Source organism: Mesorhizobium sp. BR1-1-4 (assembly GCF_020165375.1).
GTDB classification, from domain to species: domain Bacteria; phylum Pseudomonadota; class Alphaproteobacteria; order Rhizobiales; family Rhizobiaceae; genus Mesorhizobium; species Mesorhizobium australicum.
Map to the genome: position 1 here is coordinate 354,365 of NZ_JAIUIB010000003.1, position 22,053 is coordinate 376,417.

The following is a 22,053-nucleotide window of genomic DNA, read 5'->3' on the forward strand; positions in this document are numbered from 1 at the left end:
GACGAAATGCTGATCTGCCATTGCAACATCATCACCGAGAAGGAGATCGAGCAGACGATCATCGGCCTGCTGGATCAGGATCCCTGGCAGCTCATCGTGCCGGCAAAGGTCTATCACGCCATGCACAAACGGGGTCGCTGTTGCGGCTGCTTCCCAAATGTGGTCGAAACGATCATTCGGGTCACCGAGAACTACCACGCCCGCTCGCAGGCAAGCGGCGTGGACATCGTTTCACATCTGGATCGCGTCAGAGGCCTGCGCGTCCAATACGGGAGCAGGACCCATGAAAGGCGAACCACAGATCATCGAGCGGCTTAACGAGGCTCTCTTTCTGGAGCTCGGCGCCGTCAACCAGTATTGGGTGCATTTCCGCCTGCTCGAGGATTGGGGATACGCCAAGCTGGCCAAGAAGGAGCGGGCGGAATCGATCGAGGAGATGCACCACGCCGACAAGCTCGTCGCCCGCATCATCTTCCTTGAAGGCCATCCCAACCTGCAGTCCGTGGCGCCGCTGCGCATCGGCCAGAACGTCAAGGAAGTGCTCGAATCCGACTTGGCCGGTGAATATGACGCGCGCACTGCCTATAAGCGCTCGCGCGAAATCTGCGAGGAAGCGGGCGACTACGTGACGATGAAACTGTTCGAGGAACTGCTCGCCGACGAGGAAAGCCATATCGACTTCCTCGAGACGCAGCTCGACCTGCTGGCCTCGATCGGTGAGGAAAAGTACGGCCAGCTCAACGCCGCACCGGCGGACGAGGCGGACTAAGGATATGCGGGAATGCGGCGCCTCTTAGACGTCCTGCGCCGCTTGCGGCGGGCCAAGGGCCCGCCGCGCCTCCGGAAAATGCCAGCCATATCGGCTGGTCGGCACGGCATTATTCTGATGCTGGCGCTGACCACTTCTGCCATCGCCGGCGACCTTCTACCCGCCGGTCTCGCCACCACGCGCACCGACCTTAATGCCAAGGATCAGGTGCGCGTCACAGCCATTACCAGGCCGACCACGGATTTTTCCAAGCCCGAGCCTTTCGAACTGATGCAAGGTGGCGCCGGCACCTCGCGGAAAGACATCAGCCGTGATTCCTTCTCGCAATCTTCGGCCAACATCAGCTTCGAGGAAGAAGGCACCTTCAAGCTCGGCAATGCGCTTTTCCGCAAGAACTGGGTCTCATCGCCGTCCTCGACGCAGGCATCGGATGGGCTCGGACCCTTGTTCAACGAACGGGCCTGCCAGAACTGCCATCTGAAGGATGGACGCGGACGGCCGCCGCAAGCCGATGTTGGCACCACCTCGATGTTCCTGCGGCTGGCGCGCGATGCCAGCAGCGCGGAAGAAAAGGCGGCGCTCGCCGACTATAGGCTGCTCAACCTTCCAGACCCGGTCTATGGCACGCAATTGCAGCAACTGGCCGTGCCTGGTCTCAGGGGTGAGGGCAGGATGCGTGTCGACTATCGGGAACGGAAGGTGGAACTGCCGGACGGCACCGCGGTTTTACTGCGCAAACCCGCCTATACGATCGATGATCTCGGCTACGGGCCGCTCGATCCGCGCACCACGCTGTCGCCGCGCCTGACGCCGCCGATGATCGGCCTCGGCCTCATCGAACAGATCGCGCCGGCCGACATTCTGGCCCGTGCCGACCCTGACGACAGGGATGGCGATGGTATTTCCGGCAAGCCCAACATCGTGCGTGATGGCCTGAGCGGCGAGCTGACGCTTGGCCGTTTCGGCTGGAAGGCGCAGACCGCGTCGATCCGCCAGCAGGCCGCCGATGCCTTTGCCGGCGATATCGGCATCTCGACGCCGGAGGCGCCGAAACACTGGGGCGATTGCACCGCCGCGCAGGAAAAGTGCCTCGCCATGCCCAACGGCGTGCAGGCGCGCCTCGGCCCGGTCGAGGCGCCGGCGCCGGTGATGGATCTCGTCACCTTCTATTCGCGCAACCTGGCGGTGCCGGCGCGACGCGACCTCGCCTCGCCTGAGGTGCTCGCCGGCAAGAAGGTCTTTTATGAAATCGGCTGCGTTGCCTGTCACACGCCGAAATTCGTTACCCGTCGCGATGCACCTGACAAGCCGCAGGCGTTCCAGTTGATCTGGCCTTGTTCCGATTTCCTGCTGCACGACATGGGGCCGGATCTTGCCGACGGCCAGGCTGTGGGCGATGCGACTGGCAATGAGTGGCGCACGCCGCCGCTATGGGGCATCGGCCTCACCGAAATGGTCAACGGCAATTCCTTCTATCTTCACGATGGTCGTGCGCGCACTTTGGTCGAGGCCATCCTGTGGCATGGCGGCGAGGGCCGGAAGGCGCGCGACCGCTTTGCCGCCACCAGCGCCACCGAGCGCGATGCATTGGTCAAATTTCTGGAGTCACTCTGATGGCGAAGCGTTTCGCGCTGGTTCTCGTTCTTCCGCTGGTTCTGCTGGGCGCCTTGCCCGCATCGGCCGCGGTGAAAGCCTCTGATGTCATCCAGCGCGCGATCGACGGCTTTGTCCGCCCGGCATATGAGGACCTGCACCAGCATGCGAAAGCCCTCGCCAAAGCCATGCACAAGCTTTGCGAGGCACCCTCGCAAGCGGACCTTGAAGCGGCGCGAGCCGCGTTCTCGGCTACCGTCTACGCCTGGTCATCGGCCGAGATCATCGGTTTCGGGCCGATCGAGGAGAACAACAGGCTGGAGCGCATGCTGTTCTGGCCGGATCGCAAGAGCATCGGCCTGAAACAGGTGCAGGCGGCGTTGTCTGACAAGGATCCCGCCGCCACCGATCCTGTCCAGCTTGCGGGCAAGAGCGTTGCCATGCAGGGGCTCGGGGCGCTGGAATTCGTGCTTTACGGCGACGGCGCCGACGCCTTGGCGGGCAAGGCTGAACCCTATCGCTGCGCTTACGGGGCGGCTGTCGCCGGCAACATCGAAACCATCGCCGCGGACGTCAGCGCGGCCTGGGACAAACCAGACGGATTCGCGGCACTGTGGGCCAATCCGGGGCCGCAAAACCCGCTCTATCGCGATGGCAACGAGGCGGTCACCGAACTGGTCGGCGTCTTCATCAACGAACTGGAAATGGTCCGTGACGTGCGCCTGAAGGGTTTTCTGGGCGCCAAGCCCGAGGCCGACAAGCCAAAACAGGCGATCTACTGGCGTTCGCAAAACACCGCCAACGCGCTGGCCGGAAATCTGGCCGGCATCGATGCGCTGTTCCAGGTGTCGAAGCTCGGCAACGCGCTGCCGCCGGATGCGCGCTGGATGGCAGAGTCGATCCACATCCAGCTGCTCAACGGCGTTGCGACCGCCAAGGCCGTCCAGGGTCCGATCGACAAGGCGCTCGCCGATCCGGCGCTGCGCGAAAAACTCGAGCATCTCGCCCTGATCACCTCCAGCCTGTCGACCCTGATCGGCACCAGGCTGACCGCCGAATTCGGCCTGACCGCCGGCTTCTCGTCGCTGGATGGAGACTGAGCATGAAGGGATTGCTCATCGACCGCCGCGATTTCTTGAGGGCCGCCGGCATTGGCTTTGCCGCCGCCGTGACGCCCTCGGCCTGGGCAAATACGCTCGCGGCGGATGCCGTGTTCGCCACCGCCTTCGTCAAGCGCGACGGCAGTTTTGGTGCCGCCGTCCTGTCCGAGGCCGGCAAGGTGCTGCATACGGTCGACCTGCCCGATCGCGGTCATGACGTCACCTTCGATCCGATCTCGAAGCGTTCGGTGGTTTTCGCCCGCCAGCCTGGCACCTTCGCCGTCGTATTCGATCACGCCGGGCGCGACGCCCCGCGGACCATCGCCAGCATCGCAGGCCGGCACTTCTTCGGTCATGGTGTCTTTTCGCCCGACGGCTCTCTGCTCTACGCCACCGAAAACGACTTCGACAACGCCGCTGGCGTGGTCGGCGTCTATGACGCGCGGGCGAAATTCAATCGCGTCGGCGAATTCCCGACCTACGGCATGGGCCCGCACGAACTTCTTCTGCTGCGCGATGGCAAGACGATCGCGGTCGCCAATGGCGGCATCGAGACCCACCCAGACTATGGACGCGCCGAGCTCAACATTGCCACCATGAAGCCTTCCTATGTGCTGGTCGACCGCGTCACCGGCGACCTGATCGAAAAGCATGAACTGCCGGCCGCTCTCCACCAATTGTCGATCCGCCACATGGATATCGACCAGACAGGCACCGTCTGGTTCGGCTGCCAATATAGGGGCTCCGGCACCGATCGTCCGCTTCTGGTCGGTCGCGCCGCGCGGGGTAAGGAGTTGGCATTGCTCGACATGCCGCGGGATGTGCTGTCCGGTTTCCGCAACTATATCGGCTCGGTCGCCGCCAATTCTGGTGCCGGCACCGTCGCCGTCTCCTCGCCGGAAGGCAATTCGCTCGTCGTGATCGATGCGGGCAGCGGCCGGATCGTCTCCTCCAGCGCGCTGGTCGAGGTCTGCGGCGTGGCGCCCGACGGGGCAGGGTTCATGGCCACCACGGGCGCCGGCGAGATCATCGAGGGCGGTGGTGCCACGCGGACGGAGCCGGACTATGTCTGGGACAACCACATGCTGCGCATAGGGCCGGCGGCATAAGCTCTTCTGCCGGGCCAAACCGAAGCCGCTTAACAAATTATGCACTACACACTTGCGGTTGCGCGCCATGGCGGGCACAGGGAATTGTTTCTCGAACCGGTCGTTTCATGAAAGTTCTCGCCATCGACTGTGCCGCCAGCCTCTGCGCCGCCTGCGTCTACGACGCGGCGGCTGGGCTGGAGCTTGGCCGCTCGGTGCTCGATCTGGGCAAGGGTCATGCCGAGCACCTGATGGCCGTCATCGCTGACGCGTTGAAGACCGGCGCGACCGACTACGCCGGGCTTGGCGGCATTGCCGTCTCTGTCGGTCCGGGTTCCTTCACCGGCCTGCGCGTCGGCGTGTCGACCGCGCGTGGCCTGGCGCTGGCGCTCAAGCTGCCGGCAATCGGGGTGACGACCCTTGAGGCACTGGCCGCCGAGGCGGCCGGTGCCTTTCCTGGCCGCGCCGTGCTGGCGGCGCTTGATGCCGGCCGCGAGGAAATCCATGCCGCACTGTACGATGAAATGTCAGTGTTGACTTACGGTCCGGCCGTGGCCACGCTTGCGGATGCGGTGACGATGGCGTCGGAACGTTTCGCGGTGCTCGCCGGCACGGCAGCGACGCTGATCGCTGACGCGGCCGGCCGCACCTTTGACATCGGGCCTCGGGCGGCCACCGCCGACATTCTCACCTACGCCCGGCTGGCTGCCGCAAAGGGGCAGGGCGAAAGGCCGAAGCCGCTTTATCTGCGCGGTGCCGATGCCAAGCCGCAGGCCGGGTTCATACTTTCGAGGCAAAGACCATGATCCCGAAAAGTGGAAGCCGGTTTTCGCGGACAAACGGTTCCGTTTGTCCAGAGGTCATGGTCAGACGAGAAAACGAGAATTGATGCGCATACCTTTTCTTCAACCACGTCGCCGGGACTACGCGCTCGAGCTGCTCAGGATCACCGACAGCGCCGCGGTCTCGCTGCTGCACCGCGAGGATTTTGTCCGCCCCTGGACCGATGGTGAGTTCGCCGCCCTGCTCGAACAGGACACCGTGTTCGGTTATGCCGCGCGCGAAACCGGGCAGGGCGCCAAGCCGCCTGTCGGCTTCGTCCTCGCCCGGCTGGCCGCGGGCGAGGGTGAAATCCTGACCGTCGCGGTGGCACGGTCGCATCGTCGCCAGGGCCTGGGCTGGCAGTTGATGGACGCAGTGCTGCGCGAATTGCATTCGCAGCGCGCCGAAGCCTTGTTCCTCGAGGTCGATGAGACCAATGCCGCGGCGATCGCCCTCTATCGTCGGTTGGGTTTTCGGGAAGTCGGCAAGCGTCCGGATTACTACAAGTCGCCCGATCGCGGGCCGACTGGGGCGCTTGTCATGCGCCGCGATCTTCGCTAGCCAGGGACCGCATGATCCCAAAAATCGAATCCGATTTCGGAGAGGATCATGCGCCAGAATTAAGGTGTTACAGCGTCCTTTGCGCGCGTCCAAGAGGACGCGCGGCGCTGTAATGGTAGGGCGATGATCAAGAAAATTAGGATTTTCCTGGCGCTGGGCCTCGTCGTCGCTGGGTCGCTGGTTTTCGTGCCGCTGCAGATCCTGTCGATGAAGACCGGTTGGTGGCCGGAAACCTTCATCCTCAAGATCTGGCACCGGCTGATCATCCGGGCGCTCGGCATGCGTATCCATGTCAGGGGGGCGCTGTCCGACAAACGCCCCTTGCTGGTTGCCTCGAACCACATCTCCTGGACCGACATCATGGTGCTGGGCTCCTTTGCCGATGTGAAATTCATCGCCCGAGCCGACATGGAAGGCTGGCCGCTGATCGGCATGCTGTCGAAACTGCAGCGCACTGTTTTCATCGAGCGCGAACGCAAGCGTTCGTCTGGCGACCAGGCCAGCGAGATCGCCAGACGCATGGCCAAGGGCGATGCCATGGTGCTGTTCGCCGAGGGCTCGACCGGTGACGGCAATGTCGTCCTGCCCTTCAAAAGCACCCTGTTCGGCGCCGCCTCGATGGCCATTTCCGAAGGCGCGGCCGAGCAGGTCTTCATCCAGCCCGTTGCGATCGCCTATACGCGCCTGCACGGCGTACCGCTCGGCCGCCGCCACCGCCCGATCGCAGCCTGGATCGGCGATGAGGACCTGATGCCGCATCTCAAGGTGCTGATGGCCGAGGGCGCGCTCGACGTCGAGGTGCATTTCGGCGAACCGATCGCTTTTGCCAAGGGTTCCAACCGCAAGGAAACGGCCAAGCTGATGGAAGGCCGGGTGCGCGAGATGATGCAGGCGGCCCTTACCGATCCGCTCCCGAGCCGCTGAACCCAGCGGCCCCAAGGCAGAATCGTCTGTTTTTTGTCACGGAAAGGCGTTAGAAGCCGCCGGATGGACTTGAACACGATTGAAAGCGACGACATCGGCACTGCGGCCGGACAGCCGGCGGCGAACGCCACGGCAGCCAAGAAGGTCTTCGTCAAGACCTATGGCTGCCAGATGAACGTCTATGATTCACAGCGCATGACCGATGCGCTGGTCGCTGACGGTTATACGGCGACCGATGCCATCGGCGAGGCCGATCTGGTGCTGCTCAACACCTGCCATATCAGGGAAAAAGCCGCCGAAAAGGTCTATTCCGAACTTGGCCGCATCCGCGACATGAAGGCGGAACGCGCAAGTGCCGGCCGCGAGATGCTGATCGGCGTCGCCGGCTGCGTGGCGCAGGCCGAGGGCGCCGAGATCATCCGGCGTTCGCCGGCCGTCGACCTGGTCATCGGTCCGCAGACCTATCACCGTCTCCCCGACGTGCTGGCACGGGTTCGCGGCGGCGAAAAGATCGTCGAAACCGAGTACGCCATCGAGGACAAGTTCGAGCATCTGCCGCAGCCCAAGCGTGCCGAGGTGATCAAGCGCGGCGTCACCGCCTTCCTCACCGTCCAGGAAGGCTGCGACAAGTTCTGCACCTTCTGCGTCGTGCCCTATACGAGAGGCTCGGAAGTGTCGCGGCCGGTGGCGCAGATCGTCGCCGAGGCCGAGCGCTTGGCCGAGGCCGGGGTGCGCGAGGTGACGCTGCTCGGCCAGAACGTCAACGCGTGGCATGGCCAGGGCGAGACCAAAGGGGGCAAGACCGCGGAATGGGGTCTTGGCCGTCTGCTGTTCCGGCTGGCCGAAATCCCCGGCCTGGCGCGGCTGCGCTACACCACCAGCCATCCGCGCGACATGGACGACGAATTGATCGCCGCACACCGCGACTTGGCCGCCCTGATGCCTTATCTGCACCTGCCGGTGCAATCCGGGTCGGATCGCATTCTGAAGGCGATGAACCGCAGGCATACGGCCAAGGACTATCTGGCGCTGCTCGACCGCATCCGCGCCGCCCGCCCCGATATCGCGCTGTCGGGCGATTTCATCGTTGGTTTCCCCGGTGAGACGGAGGCCGATTTCGAGGCGACCATGGATCTGGTGCGCCAGGTGAACTATGCCTCGGCCTTCTCGTTCAAATATTCGCCGCGTCCCGGTACGCCCGGCGCCGAGATGTCCGACCACTTGCCGGAAGCGGTCAAGGACGACCGCTTGCAGCGCCTGCAGGCACTGCTGTTGAAGCAACAGCAGGATTTCGGCTTGAGTTTGATCGGCAGCACCATAGATACGCTGATCGAGAAGCCCGGTCGTCAGGCTGGCCAGAAGGTCGGCCGCTCGCCTTGGCTGCAGCCAGTTATTGTTGATGAAAACGCCGGCGAAATCGGTGACATTATCAAGGTGCGAATCACGAAGACGGGCTACAACAGCCTGTTCGCCGAATTGGCCTGATGGTCTCGGCAGATGAGGAGAGACGGTTGAGCGCAGCGGAGCTGAAGAATCTGCCCCCGGTACCGGCATCCGGGGCTTCTGACATGGCGCACATCGTTTTGACTTTCGACAACAACAAGCTTGCCAGCGCCCTTTACGGCCAGTTCGATGAAAACCTGGCCCGGCTGGAGCAGAAGCTCGGCGTCGACATACGCTCGCGCGGCAACCAGCTGACCATCAAGGGGTCCGCTTCGGCCGCCGAACAGGCGCGCCGCGCCTTGGACAATCTCTACGGCATCCTGCAGAAGGGCGTCGATATCAGCCAGTCCGATGTCGACGGGGCCGTGCGCATGGCTATCGCCGCCGACGACCAACTCACGCTGCCGACATTGGAGCGCAAGGGCAAGGTCTCCGCCGCCCAGATCGCCACCCGCAAGAAGACCATCTATGCCCGCTCCCTGAACCAGGACGCCTATATGCGGGCGCTGGAGCGGTCGGAACTGGTGTTTGGCATCGGTCCGGCCGGCACCGGCAAGACCTATCTGGCGGTGGCGCATGCGGCGATGCTGCTGGAACGCGGCATGGTCGAGCGCATCATTTTATCGCGACCGGCTGTCGAGGCCGGCGAACGGCTGGGCTTCCTGCCGGGCGACATGAAGGAGAAGGTCGATCCGTATCTGCGACCGCTCTATGACGCGCTCTACGACATGATGCCGGCCGACAAGGTCGAGCGTGCGATTGCCGCCGAAGTAATCGAAATCGCGCCGCTCGCCTTCATGCGCGGCCGCACGCTGGCGCACGCCGCCGTCATTCTCGACGAGGCGCAGAACACCACGCCGATGCAGATGAAGATGTTTCTCACCCGTCTCGGCGAGAACTCGCGCATGATCGTCACTGGCGATCCGACACAGATCGACCTTCCTCCGAGCACCAAGTCGGGCCTGGTCGAAGCCTTGCGTGTCCTCGACGGTGTGGCAGGCGCGGTAACCGTGCGCTTCAACGATGTCGACGTCGTCCGCCATCCGCTGGTGGCGGAAATCGTCAGGGCCTATGATCGGGACGCCAAGCTGGCTCGTGGCCTCGGTGCCGAGAATTGATCTTGACGATGCGGCCTCATGCCTGATGACAACACATCCGGCGGCGGGAGCCTCCCGGTTCCCGTCGAGATCGATATATCGGTTGAAGCGGGCGACTGGCCCGATGAAGCAAGCCTGACGCGGCTGGTCGATCGCGCGGTTGACGCCGCCTTTGCCGAGACCGGTGCGGCGGGTCATTCCGAACTCAGCATTGTTTTTTCCGACGACGCCCACGTCCGTATCTTGAATGCCGGCTGGCGCGGCAAGGACAAGCCCACCAACGTCTTGTCTTTCCCGGCTTTTCCGCCGGCAAAAGGCGGCCCGCTGCCGCCGATGCTCGGCGACATCGTGCTTGCCGCCGAGACGGTGGCGCGCGAGGCGGCACTGGAAGACAAGCCGCTGGAGAACCATATCTGCCATCTCGTCATCCATGGCCTGCTGCATCTCATGGGCCATGATCACGAGACCGACGCGGAGGCCGAGGAGATGGAAGCCATCGAGCGCGCCGCGCTGGCAAGGCTTGCCATTCCCGATCCCTACGCGTAACTAAAAACGACCAATTGACCGGACGACGATGAACGACAAACCAGAGACTGCCGCCCGCCCCGATGTCGGCAGTGCGATCAAGGCTTCCGATACGTCGGAAGAGGGATCAGGTCCGAGTACCGTCACCCCTGGTGTTGCCAACACTGGCAGCGCGGCCATCGAGCCGTCGCCTGCCGGCCCCTCCCTGTTCAACCGCGTGCTGGGCCTGTTCCGGCAACGCAACGGCACCAGCCTGCGCGAAGAGATCGCCGGCGCGCTCGCCGAGACGACGAGCGATGTCGAATCCTTCTCGCCTGGCGAGCGCGCCATGCTCAACAACATCCTGCGCCTGCGCGAGGTGCGCGTCGAGGACGTCATGGTGCCGCGCGCCGATATCGAGGCGGTCGAGATCGCCACGTCGCTCGGTGACTTGCTTGGCATGTTCGAACAATCCGGCCATTCCCGCATGCCGGTCTATTCCGAGACGCTCGACGACCCGCGCGGCATGGTCCATATCCGCGACGTGCTGGCCCATATCACCAAGCTGGCGCGCGTCAGGAAGGGCCGTGCAACCCGCAAAACGCCTGTCGCCACGGTTCTCGATCTCGCCCAGGTCGACCTCGCGCGCACCATCGGAGAGCTCAACCTGATCCGGCAGGTCCTGTTCGTGCCGCCGTCGATGCTTGCGTCCGACCTGATGGGCCGCATGCAGACGACGCGCACGCAGATGGCCCTGGTCATCGATGAATATGGCGGCACGGACGGCCTCGTCTCGCTCGAGGACATCGTCGAGATGGTGGTTGGCGACATCGAGGACGAGCACGACGACGACGAGCCGATGATCACCCAGACCGGCGACGGCGTGTTTATCGTCGATGGCAAGGCCGAGATCGACGAGGTCGCCAAGATGATCGGCGAGGATTTCGCCGCCGGTGAACATGGCGAGTATGTCGACACCATTGGCGGCATGATCTTCAACACGCTCGGCCGCGTGCCGGCGCGCGGCGAGGTGGTGCAGGCCATTCCCGGCTTCGAATTCCATGTGCTGGACGCCGATCCGCGCCGCGTCAAGCGCGTGCGCATCGTGCAGAGCCAGAAGGGCGAACGCCGCCGGCGGGTCACGGCGCGCACCGAACAGGCCTGAAAGCCTGCTGTCGCATGACGATCGAAGATCCGTTCAAGCACTCGGTCCTCGGCTCCGGCGTGTTTTACAAAGATCCACGCTCTGCCCTGGATTGGCTTGAAGCAGCCTTTGGCTTCGAGCGCAGCATGGTGGTCAGCAATGCCGAGGGAAAGCTGGTCCACGCCGAAATGCGGTTCCGCGATTGCTACCTCATTGTCGATTGTGAATGGGCCGATCATGTCGCGAGCCCCGCGTCGGTCCAGGGCAAGAACACGCAATCGGTCTATGTCAGGTTGAAAGACGGCCTGGATGCGCATTGCGAGCAGGCCCGCGCGGCCGGTGCTGCAATAATCCAGGAGCCGGCGGACCAGTTCTACGGCGAACGCCAGTATCGGGCGCGCGATCCCGAGGGCCATGTCTGGACGTTCACGCAACCGGTGCGTTCTGTTTCTCGTGAAGAGGCCGAGCGGTTGGGTGGCCTGCGCATCGAAGGCTGGCACCGGTAGAGAGCGGCCGGGTAATCACGCCGGCGTTTGGAGCGCGCGGCGCGGCCTGATAAATCTTAGCTCCTGATTCGCGCGACGGAAATACGCATGGAGCGCCTTGCCGGCCGGATAATTCTGCTTTGGGGTTGGCGGCGTTCGCTCGTGGCGTTTTTCGCTGGGGCGCTCACGGTTCTGGGCCAGGCGCCTTACGATTTCTTTGCCGCCTGTTTCATTTCGTTTCCGCTGCTGGTCTGGCTGCTCGATGGCGCGACCGGCGAAGCCTCGGGCAGCCTGTTGCGGCGCCTGCGGCCGGCTTTCGCCGTCGGTTGGTGGTTCGGCTTCGGTTATTTCCTCGCCGGCCTCTGGTGGATCGGCTCGGCGCTGCTGGTCGAGGCCGACGACTTTGCCTGGGCGCTGCCGTTCGCGGTGGTCGGCATTCCCTTCGCGCTCGCATTTTTCTATGGCTTCGCAACGGTGGTCGCGCGGCTCCTGTGGAGCAGCGATATCGGCCGTATCGCTGCCCTTGCCTTCGGTTTTGCGCTGGCGGAGTGGCTGCGAGGGTTCCTGTTCACCGGTTTCCCCTGGAACGCCATCGGCTACGCGGCGATGCCGGTGCCGCTTTTGATGCAGAGCGTCTCGGTGACCGGCATGATCGGCATGAACGCGCTCGCGGTTTTCCTTTTCGCGCTGCCGGCGCTGCTGGCGGCGCGTCGGCATCTTCGGCTGGGCGCCGCGCTGTTTGTCGTGCTCGCCGCCGCCCATGTCGGCTTTGGCTATGTCAGGCTCAACGCCCCCGAAAAGCCGGCGACGCGCAGTCTCGATGTCCGCATCGTCCAGCCGGCCGTGGATCTGTCGGAAAAATGGGATGCCTCGGTGCGCGACCGCATCTTCGCCACCTTGCTGGGCCTCTCCGCAAAGGCACCGGACCCAGGTCACGAAAAACCGCAATTGATTCTCTGGCCGGAAACCTCGGTACCGTTCCTTTTCACGGAGCGCCCTGACGCCTTGACGGCGCTGGGCGACATGCTGGGCGACGGCCAGATGCTGATCGCCGGCGTCGTGCGTGAGGAGGGCGGCTCGGCGGCCAGCGCCGACAGCCGCTACTACAACTCCGTGGTGGCGATCAACGACAAGGGCGAGATCGCCGACGCCGTGGACAAGGTTCATCTGGTCCCGTTCGGCGAGTATCTGCCTTTCGCCGACCTGCTCGCTCGTTTCGGCATCGAACAGCTCGTCGCCGGGCCGCTGACGTTCACGGCCGGCAACGAGCGTCATGCCATCACGCTTCCGGGCGGCATTCGTGCCCTGCCATTTATCTGTTATGAGGTGATCTTTCCCGATCTGGTGGCAGTTGACGCTACGTCAGCGCAGCTTATTGTGAACGTTACCAACGATGCATGGTTCGGCGACACGCCGGGACCGTATCAGCATTTCAGGCAGGCCCAGATTCGCGCGGTGGAGAATGGATTGCCCTTGTTGCGTGCTGCCAACAACGGCATCTCGGCCGTGGTCGACGCCCGTGGCCGCGTCGTCGACGCCCTTGCGATCGACGCGCGCGGAGCCATCGATGTGAAGGTGCCTGTTTCCGCACAGACGGTCATTTCGTCCAGCCAGCGGCGCATTAACGGAATGCTGATCATGTTGCTGTTTGCGCTTGTAGGGGGGCTGTTGAACGTAAGGCAAAAGCTACGGGTGAATTGACAGCTGGCACATTAGAAACTCATACTGTACCGCCTGAAAATTTCTCGAAGCTGGTGGATCGTTCTGTTGGGGCAGTCGCCTCCGGCTTTCTTTGGGCAGGAAAAAATCACAAAGCCGAAAAAATTCGGCGAGGAAAAAATGACAGAAGAAAACAAGAAGAAACCCAATCCCATCGATATTCACGTGGGAAGCCGGGTCCGGCTTCGCCGCAATATGCTCGGAATGAGCCAGGAAAAGCTGGGCGAGAATCTCGGCATCACGTTCCAACAAATCCAGAAATATGAAAAGGGCACCAATCGCGTCGGTGCCAGCCGCCTGCAGGCGATTGCCTCCATACTCGGCGTCCCCGTCGCCTTCTTTTTCGAGGATGCGCCAGGCCAGGAATTGACCGCCAACCGCGGCTTTGCCGAGGATAGTTCGATGGCTTTCGCTGTCGAGTTCTGCGGCAGTCCCGAAGGACTTCAGCTCAACCGGGCCTTTGTCAAGATCGCCGACGTCAAGGTACGCCGCAGGATCATTGACCTGGTGAAATCGCTCGCCGAGGACGATCCCGACTGATCCGCAATGCGCTTTGCGCCGGCGGCATGCGCCGCCGGTGGCACAAGATATCGCCTCCGACATTCAGGCCAGAGCCGCGGCAGCGCTTGACGAGCAGCGCTTTGCCCCGCTAACACGTGGCGCGCCAAAATCGGCAGCCTGCCGATCGTTTTTCAAGAGGGGACACCCGTGACGCGGCAGAACTACTTCTTTACCTCGGAATCCGTAGCCGAGGGCCATCCCGACAAAGTCTGTGACCGCATCTCCGACGAAATCGTCGATCTGGTCTATCGTGAAGCCAAGAAGACCGGCATGGACCCATGGAAAGTCCGTGTCGCCTGCGAGACGCTCGCGACCACCAACCGGGTCGTCATCGCCGGTGAAGTGCGCGTTCCCGAGACGTTGTTGAAGAAGGACAAGGCCGGCAACATCCTCAAGGATGCCGCGGGCCACCCCGTCGTCAACCCGGCGAAGTTCAAATCCGTCGCCCGCAAGGCGATCCGTGAGATCGGCTACGAGCAGGCTGGCTTTCACTGGAAGACGGCCAAGATCGAGGTCCTGCTGCATGGCCAGTCGCCTGATATCGGCCAGGGCGTCGACAATGCCGCCGACCGTCAGGGCGAGGAAGGTGCCGGCGACCAGGGCATCATGTTCGGCTATGCCTGCCGCGAGACGCCGGACCTGATGCCAGCGCCGATCTACTACAGCCACAAGATTCTCGAACTTCTGGCAGCGGCCCGCCACGAAAACAACGGCGAGGCCGGCAAGCTCGGGCCGGACGCGAAAAGCCAGGTCACCGTCCGCTATGTCGACGGCAAGGCCGCCGAGGCGACGCAGATCGTCCTGTCGACCCAGCATCTGGATTCAAGCTGGGATTCCAAGAAGGTCCGCAAGGTCGTGGAACCTTATATCCGCGAGGCATTGGGCGACCTCAAGATCGCTGACGATTGCATGTGGTACATCAACCCGACCGGCAAGTTCGTCATCGGCGGTCCGGATGGCGATGCCGGCCTGACCGGCCGCAAGATCATCGTCGACACCTATGGCGGCGCAGCCCCCCATGGCGGCGGCGCCTTTTCCGGCAAAGATACCACCAAGGTCGACCGGTCGGCTGCCTATGCGGCGCGCTACCTGGCCAAGAATGTCGTGGCGGCGAAGCTCGCCGATCGCTGCACCATCCAGCTTTCCTACGCCATCGGTGTCGCCCAGCCGCTATCGGTCTATGTCGACCTGCACGGCACCGGCAAGGTCGACGAGGCAAAGCTCGAGGACGCGCTGCGCAGCGTGATGGACCTGTCGCCGTCAGGCATCCGCCGTCATCTCGACCTCAACAAGCCGATCTACGCCAAGACGTCGTCTTACGGCCATTTCGGCCGCAAGGCTGGCCGTGACGGGTCTTTCTCCTGGGAAAGGACCGATCTGGCCAAGGCGCTCAAGGATGCTGTCGCGGCCTGAGGGCGGCGGCAGGACTGGCGCCAGTCGATGAGTGACGCGGACAGGCCAAGCCGCATGACCGAAGCCTTCTTCGGTCGCCGGCGCGGCAAGCCCGTGCGCCCGCAGCAGGCCGCGGCGCTGGAAAGCGGGCTTGGCAAATACCGGCTCGATCTGACGGCCGAGGCACCGCCAGACCTGCGCGTCCTGTTTGCAGCAGAGGTTTCGGCGGTTCGGCTCGAGATCGGCTTTGGCGGCGGTGAACATCTCCTGCATCGCGCCATCGAGGCGCCCGCGACAGGCTTCATAGGCGTCGAGCCCTTCGTCAACGGCATGGCCAAGATGATGATGGCGGTGCGGGCAGCGCCGCTGGCCAATCTCAGGGTCTACGACGACGACGCCACCCAGTTGCTTGACTGGTTGCCGCCGGCCTCGCTCGACGGCATCGATCTTCTCTATCCCGATCCCTGGCCAAAGAAAAAACACTGGAAGCGGCGTTTCGTCAGTCCGGTCAATCTCGATCGTTTCGCACGCGTCCTGAAACCCGGCTCGAAATTCCGCTTTGCGTCCGACATCGACACTTATGTGAACTGGACCTTGCTGCATTGCCGGGCGCATGGCGCTTTCGCATGGCAGGCTGCGGAAGCGGCGGACTGGCATCGCTCCTATGAGGGCTGGCCCGGCACGCGCTATGAGGCAAAGGCCATTCGCGAGGGGCGCCGGCCGGCCTATCTGACTTTCGTCAGGACCTAGGTCCGCCCAACCGGCAACCTGCCGGGAGGACGGGGTCGAATGCCTGTTGGAGTCAGAAACGACCGATCCTGTTGAATACGGCCGGATCCATGCCGAGATTGCGCAGGTCGTCGGCTCTGGGCTTGCGCCCGGCTTCCACGGCGCGAGACGCGGCAACGGCGCTGCCGAATGTGGTGAACAGATCGCCCAAGGCGGAGAATATCCTGCGGTTGCTCATGGTCTTGTCCTTTCGCGCGCCAGCGCGCCAATTCAATTCGTTTGATGGCTAATAAATAAGGCGCGCCGCCGGCTCTCACAGGCGGATTGCCGCATGGCGGCCATGCGCCTGGAACAACCCTGAACCCACAGGCTTTCGTCCGGCCGGGACTGCGGACTTGAAACACGAACCGTGTTCGTTTATATCAGCCTCAAATTCTTGGTCGGTATGACGAAGAGTGGGTCCACCCGGTCCCGCTCTTTTTTATTACCTGCCGATAGGTTCGAGACCAACGATAGGCAACGATGACTGGAACGGCAAACGAAGGTGACGATCGCATCATCCGCGAAAGCGGCATCGATGCGCGCATTGCGCTGATCGTCCAGCCGGTGCTGCGCGGCATCGGCTTTCGCCTCGTGCGCGTGCATCTGTCCGGCCAGAACGGGCTGACGCTGCAGATCATGGCCGAGCGTGAGGACGGCACCATGACCGTCGAGGATTGCGAAGAGGTCAGCCGCGCGGTGTCGCCGGCGCTCGACGTCGATGATCCGATCGAAAAGGCCTATCACCTCGAAGTCTCTTCGCCCGGCATCGATCGGCCTCTGGTGCGTAAATCGGATTTCGTGACCTGGACCGGTCATCTGGTGAAGATGGAAACATCGGTCGTCGTCGCCGACCGCAAGCGCTTCAAGGGCAAGATCGCCGAAGCCGGTGAGAACGACGTGCTGATCGAGCGCGACAAGGCGGCGTATGGCGAGGAGCCGACGGTGCGCGTGCCCTACGATGCCATTGCCGATGTCAGGCTGATCCTGACCGACGACCTCATTCGCGAAGCGTTGTCCAGGGACAACAGGGAGCGCAAGGAAGCCAAGAGACGCCGCGGTGAACCGGACGACGATGTGTCCGAGGGTACGGAACCGGACGCCACGGAAGAACACGAACAGGAAATTTGATTGAGCTGCCGGGCGCAAAGGTCCGGCGAACAGGCTCGGGAGAAAGAACATGGTTGTAAGCGCCAACAGACTTGAACTGCTGCAGATCGCCGATGCGGTCGCGCGTGAGAAGTCGATCGACAAGTCGATCGTCATCGCCGCCATGGCCGATGCGATCCAGAAGGCGGCGCGTTCGCGTTATGGCCAGGAGACCAACATTCGCGCCGACATCAACCCGAACACCGGCGAGATGAAGCTGCAGCGGCTGATGGAAGTGGTCGAGAAGGTCGACGATTACGCGACCCAGATCGCCATTTCCTCGGCGCGTGAGCGCAATCCTGACGCCCAGCTTGGCGATTTCATCGCCGAACTGCTGCCGCCGATGGATTTCGGCCGCATCGCCGCCCAGTCTGCCAAGCAGGTCATCGTGCAGAAGGTGCGCGAGGCCGAGCGTGACCGCCAGTATGACGAATACAAAGACCGCATCGGCGAGATCGTCAACGGCACGGTCAAGCGCGTCGAATATGGGAACGTCATCGTCGATCTCGGCCGTGGCGAGGCGATCATCCGCCGCGACGAGCTGATCCCGCGCGAAAACTACAAATATGGCGATCGCGTGCGTGCCTATGTCTACGACGTGCGGCGCGAGCAGCGCGGCCCGCAGATATTCCTGTCGCGCACCCATCCGCAGTTCATGGCCAAACTCTTCACCATGGAAGTGCCGGAGATCTATGACGGCATCATCGAGATCAAGTCGGTCGCCCGCGACCCGGGCTCGCGCGCCAAGATCGCTGTCATTTCGCGTGACAGCTCGATCGATCCGGTCGGCGCCTGCGTCGGTATGCGCGGCAGCCGCGTCCAGGCCGTCGTCGGCGAATTGCAGGGCGAGAAGATCGACATCATTCCGTGGTCGCCTTCGGCGGCCTCCTTCATCGTCAATGCGCTGCAGCCGGCGGAAGTCGCCAAGGTCGTGCTCGACGAGGATGCGGAGCGTATCGAAGTGGTGGTTCCCGACGATCAGCTGTCGCTGGCCATCGGCCGCCGCGGCCAGAATGTGCGCCTTGCCTCGCAGCTCACCGGCTGGGATATCGACATCCTGACCGAGGCCGAGGAATCCGAGCGCCGCCAGAAGGAATTCGTCGAGCGCTCGGCGCTGTTCATGGAAGCCCTCGATGTCGACGAGATGGTCGGCCAGGTGCTGGCCTCGGAAGGCTTCACCAGCGTCGAGGAAGTCGCCTATGTCGATGCCGGCGAGATCGCCTCGATCGACGGCTTCGATGAGGATACAGCCTCGGAAATCCAGACCCGCGCCCGCGAATATCTGGAGAAGATCGAGGCCGAGCACGACGAGAAGCGCAAGGCGCTGGGCGTTTCGGATGATCTGCGCGAACTCCCCGGCGTCACCACCGCCATGATGGTGACGCTCGGCGAGGATGGCGTGAAGACGATCGAGGATTTCGCCGGCTATGCCGCCGACGACCTCACCGGCTGGAAGGAACGCAAGGACGGCGAGACCAAGGTCTATCCCGGCGTGCTGGCCAATCACGGCGTTTCGCGCGCCGATGCCGAGCAGATGGTTCTGGCCGCTCGCCTCAAGGCCGGCTGGATCACCGAAGACGAGCTTGCGGCCGAAGAAGAAACGGCCGACGAAGCCGTTGGTGCGTGAGGTGAAACCGCATCGCACACAACCCGCCCTTGGACGAGATGAACGATCGCACCTGCATCGTCACCCGCAAACAGGCCGAACCGGATGAACTGATCCGGTTCGTCGTCGGCCCGGATTCGGCCGTCGTTCCCGATCTCAAGAGAAATCTGCCCGGCCGTGGTTGCTGGGTGAGTGCGGACCGCCTACATATCGAGAAGGCGGCGGCCAAGAACCTTTTTGCCCGCGCCTTCAAGGCACAGGTGGTCGTGCCGCCCGATCTCGGCGGCATGGTCGACGGGCTGCTTTCCAGATACGCTCTCGGTATGCTGGGTCTTGCCCGCAAGGCAGGCTCGATTTCGCTAGGCGCTACCAAGGTCGAGAGCGCGGTGCGCGGCGGACTGGCGCTTTTCGTGCTCCACGCGACCGAAGCGTCCGAGGATGGCGTGCGCAAGATCAGCCAGGCGCGGCGGGCGACCGTCCATATCGGCGGCCCCTCCATCCTTGCCTACAAACTTTTCTCCGAGGCCGAGTTGAGCTTGGCATTGGGGGGTACAAATGTGATACATGCTGCCGTCCTCGCGGGAGACGCGGGTAAGGCGGTCCAGAAGCGCATGGTTGCGCTCGACCGATATCGGGGCGGTACCCCGGACGATCTTGCAATGCTTGCGGCCGTTGCTGACGAAGATGATGCCGCAGAGGATATGGAATGAGCGATACGAAATCGGGCGACGACAAGACGTTGAGTGTTACACCGAAGAAGACCTTGACGCTGAAGCGCCCCGGCATGGAACAGGGCACCGTGCGCCAGAACTTCTCGCACGGCCGTACCAAGTCGGTCGTGGTCGAGACCAAGAAGCGCAAGTTCTCGCTGCCCGGCGACAAGCCGGAGCCGGCCGCGGCTCCGCCTGCGCCCGTCTTCACGCCGAAGCCGGCGGTCGTGGCGGCGCCTGTCGTCCAGGAAGCGCCCAAGGCGCCACCCCCGCCGCCGGCTCCGGTCGAGCGCAGCGGCATGGTGCTGAACGAATTGTCGCGCAGCGAGATGGAAGCGCGCCGCAGGGCGCTCGAGGGCTCGAAGGTCCGCGAGGTCGAAGACCGTCAGCGGGCCGCCGAGGATGCCAAGCGCCGCGCCGAGGACGAAGAGCGCCGCAAGCGCGAACGTGAGGATTCCGCGCGCCGCCAGGCCGAGGAAGAGGCACGGTTGCAGACCGAGGCCGAATCGCGCCGCCGCGCCGAGGAAGAGGCGCGCCGCCGCGCACCGCAAGCCGCCGAGTTGGCGACCGCCGACGAGGAGGAAGAGGTCAAGCCGAAGCGGGCGACCGCCGGCGCACCGGTGCGCCGTCTGGTCACGCCTGAAGTGGCGCGCCCGGCAAAGCCCACCAAGAGCGAGGAAGACCGCCGCCGTGGCAAGCTGACACTGAACTCCGCGCTGTCCGACGAGGATGCCCGGGCTCGTTCGCTGTCGTCGATGCGTCGCCGCCAGGAAAAATTCAAGCGCGCGATGCACAACGAGCCGCGCGAGAAGGTCATGCGCGAAGTGATCCTGCCCGAGACCATCACCATCCAGGAACTGGCGCAGCGCATGTCGGAGCGTGCTGTCGACCTGGTCAAGTATTTCATGAAGCAGGGCCAGATCCTGAAGCCGGGCGACGTCATCGACGCCGACACGGCCGAACTGGTCGCCACCGAATTCGGTCATACGGTCCGCCGCGTTGCCGAGTCCGACATCGAGGAAGGCCTGTTCAACATCGCCGACAATGCCGAGGACCTGGTGTCGCGTCCGCCGGTCGTGACCATCATGGGCCACGTCGACCACGGCAAGACCTCGCTGCTCGATGCGATCCGCAATGCCAATGTCGTTTCCGGCGAGGCCGGCGGCATCACCCAGCATATCGGCGCCTATCAGGTCGAGAAGAACGGTCAGAAGATCACCTTCATCGACACGCCCGGCCACGCCGCCTTCACGGCGATGCGCGCCCGTGGCGCCCAGGCGACCGACATCGCCATCCTGGTGGTCGCGGCCGACGACAGCGTCATGCCGCAGACCATCGAATCGATCAGCCATGCCAAGGCGGCCGGCGTCCCGATCATCGTGGCGATCAACAAGATCGACAAGCACGACGCCGATCCGCAGAAGGTGCGTTCCGAGCTGTTGCGCCATGAGGTCTTCGTCGAATCCATGGGCGGTGAAGTGCTGGACGTCGAAGTTTCGGCGACCAAGGGCACCAATCTCGACAAGTTGCTCGAGGCGATCCTGCTGCAGGCCGAAATCCTCGACCTCAAGGCCAACCCCGACCGTACCGCCGAGGGCGTCGTCATCGAGGCGCAGCTCGACAAGGGCCGTGGTCCCGTCGCCACCGTTCTGGTGCAGACCGGCACCCTGATGCCGGGCGACATCCTCGTCGCCGGCAATGAATGGGGCCGCGTGCGCGCTCTGGTCAACGATCGCGGCGAGCAGATCAAGGAAGCACCGCCGGCGATGCCGGTCGAGGTGCTCGGCCTTCAGGGAACGCCGCAGGCCGGCGACCGCTTCGCCGTGGTCAACAACGAGGCCCGTGCCCGCGAGATCACCGAATATCGCCAGCGTCTGGCGCGCGAGAAGGCGGTGGCCAGGCATGCCGGCCAGCGCGGCTCGCTCGAACAGATGATGTCGCAGTTGCAGACGAGCGGGCTGAAGGAATTCCCGCTGGTCATCAAGGGCGACGTGCAGGGTTCGATCGAGGCGATCAATGCCGCGCTCGACAAGCTTGGGACCGACGAGGTTCGTGCGCGCATCGTTCATTCCGGCGCCGGCGCCATCACCGAAAGCGACGTCTCGCTGGCGGAAACGTCTGGCGCGGCGATCATCGGCTTCAACGTTCGCGCCAATGTGCAGGCACGTGCCGCGGCCGCGGCTGCGGGCATCGAGATCCGCTATTATTCGATCATCTACAACCTCGTGGATGACGTGAAGGCGGCTCTGTCGGGCCTGCTCTCGCCGGAGCGTCGCGAGACCTTCATCGGCAATGCCGAGATCCTCGAGATCTTCGACATCACCAAGGTCGGCAAGATCGCCGGCTGCCGTGTCACCGAAGGCAAGGTCGAGCGTGGTGCGGGCGTACGCTTGATCCGCGACAACGTCGTCATCCACGAAGGCACGCTGAAGACCCTGAAGCGCTTCAAGGACGAAGTTTCGGAAGTCCCGGGCGGCCAGGAGTGCGGCATGGCCTTCCAGAACTACGAGGACATGCGCGTCGGCGACGTCATCGAGTGCTTCCGCGTCGAGATGGTGACCCGCACACTCTGAGGTCGAGTGACTTGTCGATATCGGGCGGTGGTCGAAAGACCGCCG

Annotated in this window: 22 protein-coding genes; 21 read left to right on the top strand and 1 reads right to left on the bottom strand. The window is 63.6% G+C overall.

The window, feature by feature from the left end; genetic code table 11:
- Positions 1 to 6: 6 nt before the first annotated feature.
- From LB571_RS07950 to trmB, 17 genes are all read left to right on the top strand, one after another.
- The gene (locus LB571_RS07950; RefSeq protein WP_140614790.1) at positions 7 to 318 is read left to right on the top strand and encodes a (2Fe-2S)-binding protein; all 312 of its coding nucleotides are present in this window, start codon (positions 7 to 9) and stop codon (positions 316 to 318) included.
- Positions 284 to 769: a bacterioferritin gene (bfr, locus tag LB571_RS07955; RefSeq protein ID WP_015314026.1), complete on the top strand. Its 486-nt coding sequence runs from the start codon at positions 284 to 286 to the stop codon at positions 767 to 769. The genes LB571_RS07950 and bfr overlap by 35 nt, the downstream gene beginning before the upstream one ends.
- A gap of 12 nt (positions 770 to 781) precedes the next feature.
- Positions 782 to 2,383, top strand: a complete 1,602-nt coding sequence (locus LB571_RS07960) for a di-heme oxidoredictase family protein (protein ID WP_224593546.1) — start codon at positions 782 to 784, stop codon at positions 2,381 to 2,383.
- A complete protein-coding gene (locus tag LB571_RS07965; protein ID WP_224593561.1) occupies positions 2,383 to 3,462 on the top strand; it encodes an imelysin family protein in 1,080 nt (359 codons plus the stop codon). The genes LB571_RS07960 and LB571_RS07965 overlap by 1 nt, the downstream gene beginning before the upstream one ends.
- Positions 3,463 to 3,464: 2 nt before the next feature.
- On the top strand, positions 3,465 to 4,571 hold the full coding sequence (locus tag LB571_RS07970) for a DUF1513 domain-containing protein (RefSeq protein ID WP_224593564.1): 1,107 nt from the start codon (positions 3,465 to 3,467) through the stop codon (positions 4,569 to 4,571).
- 107 nt (positions 4,572 to 4,678) lie between these two features.
- Positions 4,679 to 5,356 (top strand): tRNA (adenosine(37)-N6)-threonylcarbamoyltransferase complex dimerization subunit type 1 TsaB, encoded by a 678-nt coding sequence (gene tsaB / locus LB571_RS07975; RefSeq protein WP_224593566.1) that lies wholly within the window; start codon positions 4,679 to 4,681, stop codon positions 5,354 to 5,356.
- A gap of 82 nt (positions 5,357 to 5,438) precedes the next feature.
- Positions 5,439 to 5,933: a ribosomal protein S18-alanine N-acetyltransferase gene (gene rimI, locus LB571_RS07980; RefSeq protein ID WP_140660641.1), complete on the top strand. Its 495-nt coding sequence runs from the start codon at positions 5,439 to 5,441 to the stop codon at positions 5,931 to 5,933.
- A 123-nt stretch (positions 5,934 to 6,056) separates the two neighbouring features.
- Positions 6,057 to 6,857, top strand: a complete 801-nt coding sequence (locus tag LB571_RS07985; protein WP_015314020.1) for a lysophospholipid acyltransferase family protein — start codon at positions 6,057 to 6,059, stop codon at positions 6,855 to 6,857.
- Positions 6,858 to 6,920: 63 nt separating this feature from the next.
- The gene (gene miaB / locus LB571_RS07990) at positions 6,921 to 8,342 is read left to right on the top strand and encodes a tRNA (N6-isopentenyl adenosine(37)-C2)-methylthiotransferase MiaB (protein ID WP_140660642.1); all 1,422 of its coding nucleotides are present in this window, start codon (positions 6,921 to 6,923) and stop codon (positions 8,340 to 8,342) included.
- Between the two features lie 83 nt (positions 8,343 to 8,425).
- Entirely contained in the window at positions 8,426 to 9,418 is a 993-nt protein-coding gene (locus tag LB571_RS07995) for a PhoH family protein (protein WP_031241013.1), read from the top strand.
- An 18-nt stretch (positions 9,419 to 9,436) separates the two neighbouring features.
- On the top strand, positions 9,437 to 9,943 hold the full coding sequence (gene ybeY, locus LB571_RS08000; RefSeq protein WP_224593569.1) for an rRNA maturation RNase YbeY: 507 nt from the start codon (positions 9,437 to 9,439) through the stop codon (positions 9,941 to 9,943).
- A gap of 28 nt (positions 9,944 to 9,971) precedes the next feature.
- Entirely contained in the window at positions 9,972 to 11,066 is a 1,095-nt protein-coding gene (locus LB571_RS08005; RefSeq protein WP_015314016.1) for a hemolysin family protein, read from the top strand.
- Positions 11,067 to 11,080: 14 nt separating this feature from the next.
- Complete coding sequence (locus tag LB571_RS08010) at positions 11,081 to 11,551, top strand: VOC family protein (RefSeq protein ID WP_140660643.1); 471 nt, start codon at positions 11,081 to 11,083, stop codon at positions 11,549 to 11,551.
- Positions 11,552 to 11,638: 87 nt separating this feature from the next.
- Positions 11,639 to 13,231 carry an apolipoprotein N-acyltransferase gene (gene lnt / locus LB571_RS08015; protein ID WP_015314014.1) on the top strand — a complete coding sequence of 531 codons (1,593 nt, stop codon included), beginning with the start codon at positions 11,639 to 11,641 and terminating at the stop codon, positions 13,229 to 13,231.
- A gap of 138 nt (positions 13,232 to 13,369) precedes the next feature.
- Complete coding sequence (locus LB571_RS08020; RefSeq protein ID WP_015314013.1) at positions 13,370 to 13,789, top strand: helix-turn-helix domain-containing protein; 420 nt, start codon at positions 13,370 to 13,372, stop codon at positions 13,787 to 13,789.
- A gap of 168 nt (positions 13,790 to 13,957) precedes the next feature.
- Complete coding sequence (gene metK / locus LB571_RS08025) at positions 13,958 to 15,223, top strand: methionine adenosyltransferase (protein WP_015314012.1); 1,266 nt, start codon at positions 13,958 to 13,960, stop codon at positions 15,221 to 15,223.
- Between the two features lie 27 nt (positions 15,224 to 15,250).
- Positions 15,251 to 15,952 (top strand): tRNA (guanine(46)-N(7))-methyltransferase TrmB, encoded by a 702-nt coding sequence (gene trmB / locus LB571_RS08030; RefSeq protein WP_041163235.1) that lies wholly within the window; start codon positions 15,251 to 15,253, stop codon positions 15,950 to 15,952.
- A 52-nt stretch (positions 15,953 to 16,004) separates the two neighbouring features.
- Here trmB and LB571_RS08035 read toward each other — a convergent pair whose 3' ends face one another.
- Positions 16,005 to 16,169, bottom strand: coding sequence for a hypothetical protein (locus LB571_RS08035; RefSeq protein WP_015314010.1), 165 nt, complete (start codon positions 16,167 to 16,169; stop codon positions 16,005 to 16,007).
- Between the two features lie 284 nt (positions 16,170 to 16,453).
- On the opposite strand from LB571_RS08035, the gene rimP reads away from it, so the two are divergent.
- From rimP to infB, 4 genes are read left to right on the top strand one after another with little or no spacing between them, the layout of a single operon-like run.
- Complete coding sequence (rimP, locus tag LB571_RS08040; RefSeq protein ID WP_015314009.1) at positions 16,454 to 17,101, top strand: ribosome maturation factor RimP; 648 nt, start codon at positions 16,454 to 16,456, stop codon at positions 17,099 to 17,101.
- A 49-nt stretch (positions 17,102 to 17,150) separates the two neighbouring features.
- Positions 17,151 to 18,746, top strand: coding sequence for a transcription termination factor NusA (gene nusA / locus LB571_RS08045; RefSeq protein WP_015314008.1), 1,596 nt, complete (start codon positions 17,151 to 17,153; stop codon positions 18,744 to 18,746).
- A 38-nt stretch (positions 18,747 to 18,784) separates the two neighbouring features.
- The gene (locus LB571_RS08050; protein ID WP_140614777.1) at positions 18,785 to 19,435 is read left to right on the top strand and encodes an RNA-binding protein; all 651 of its coding nucleotides are present in this window, start codon (positions 18,785 to 18,787) and stop codon (positions 19,433 to 19,435) included.
- Entirely contained in the window at positions 19,432 to 22,008 is a 2,577-nt protein-coding gene (gene infB / locus LB571_RS08055; RefSeq protein WP_015314006.1) for a translation initiation factor IF-2, read from the top strand. Before LB571_RS08050 ends, infB begins: the two co-directional genes overlap by 4 nt.
- Positions 22,009 to 22,053: the final 45 nt, after the last annotated feature.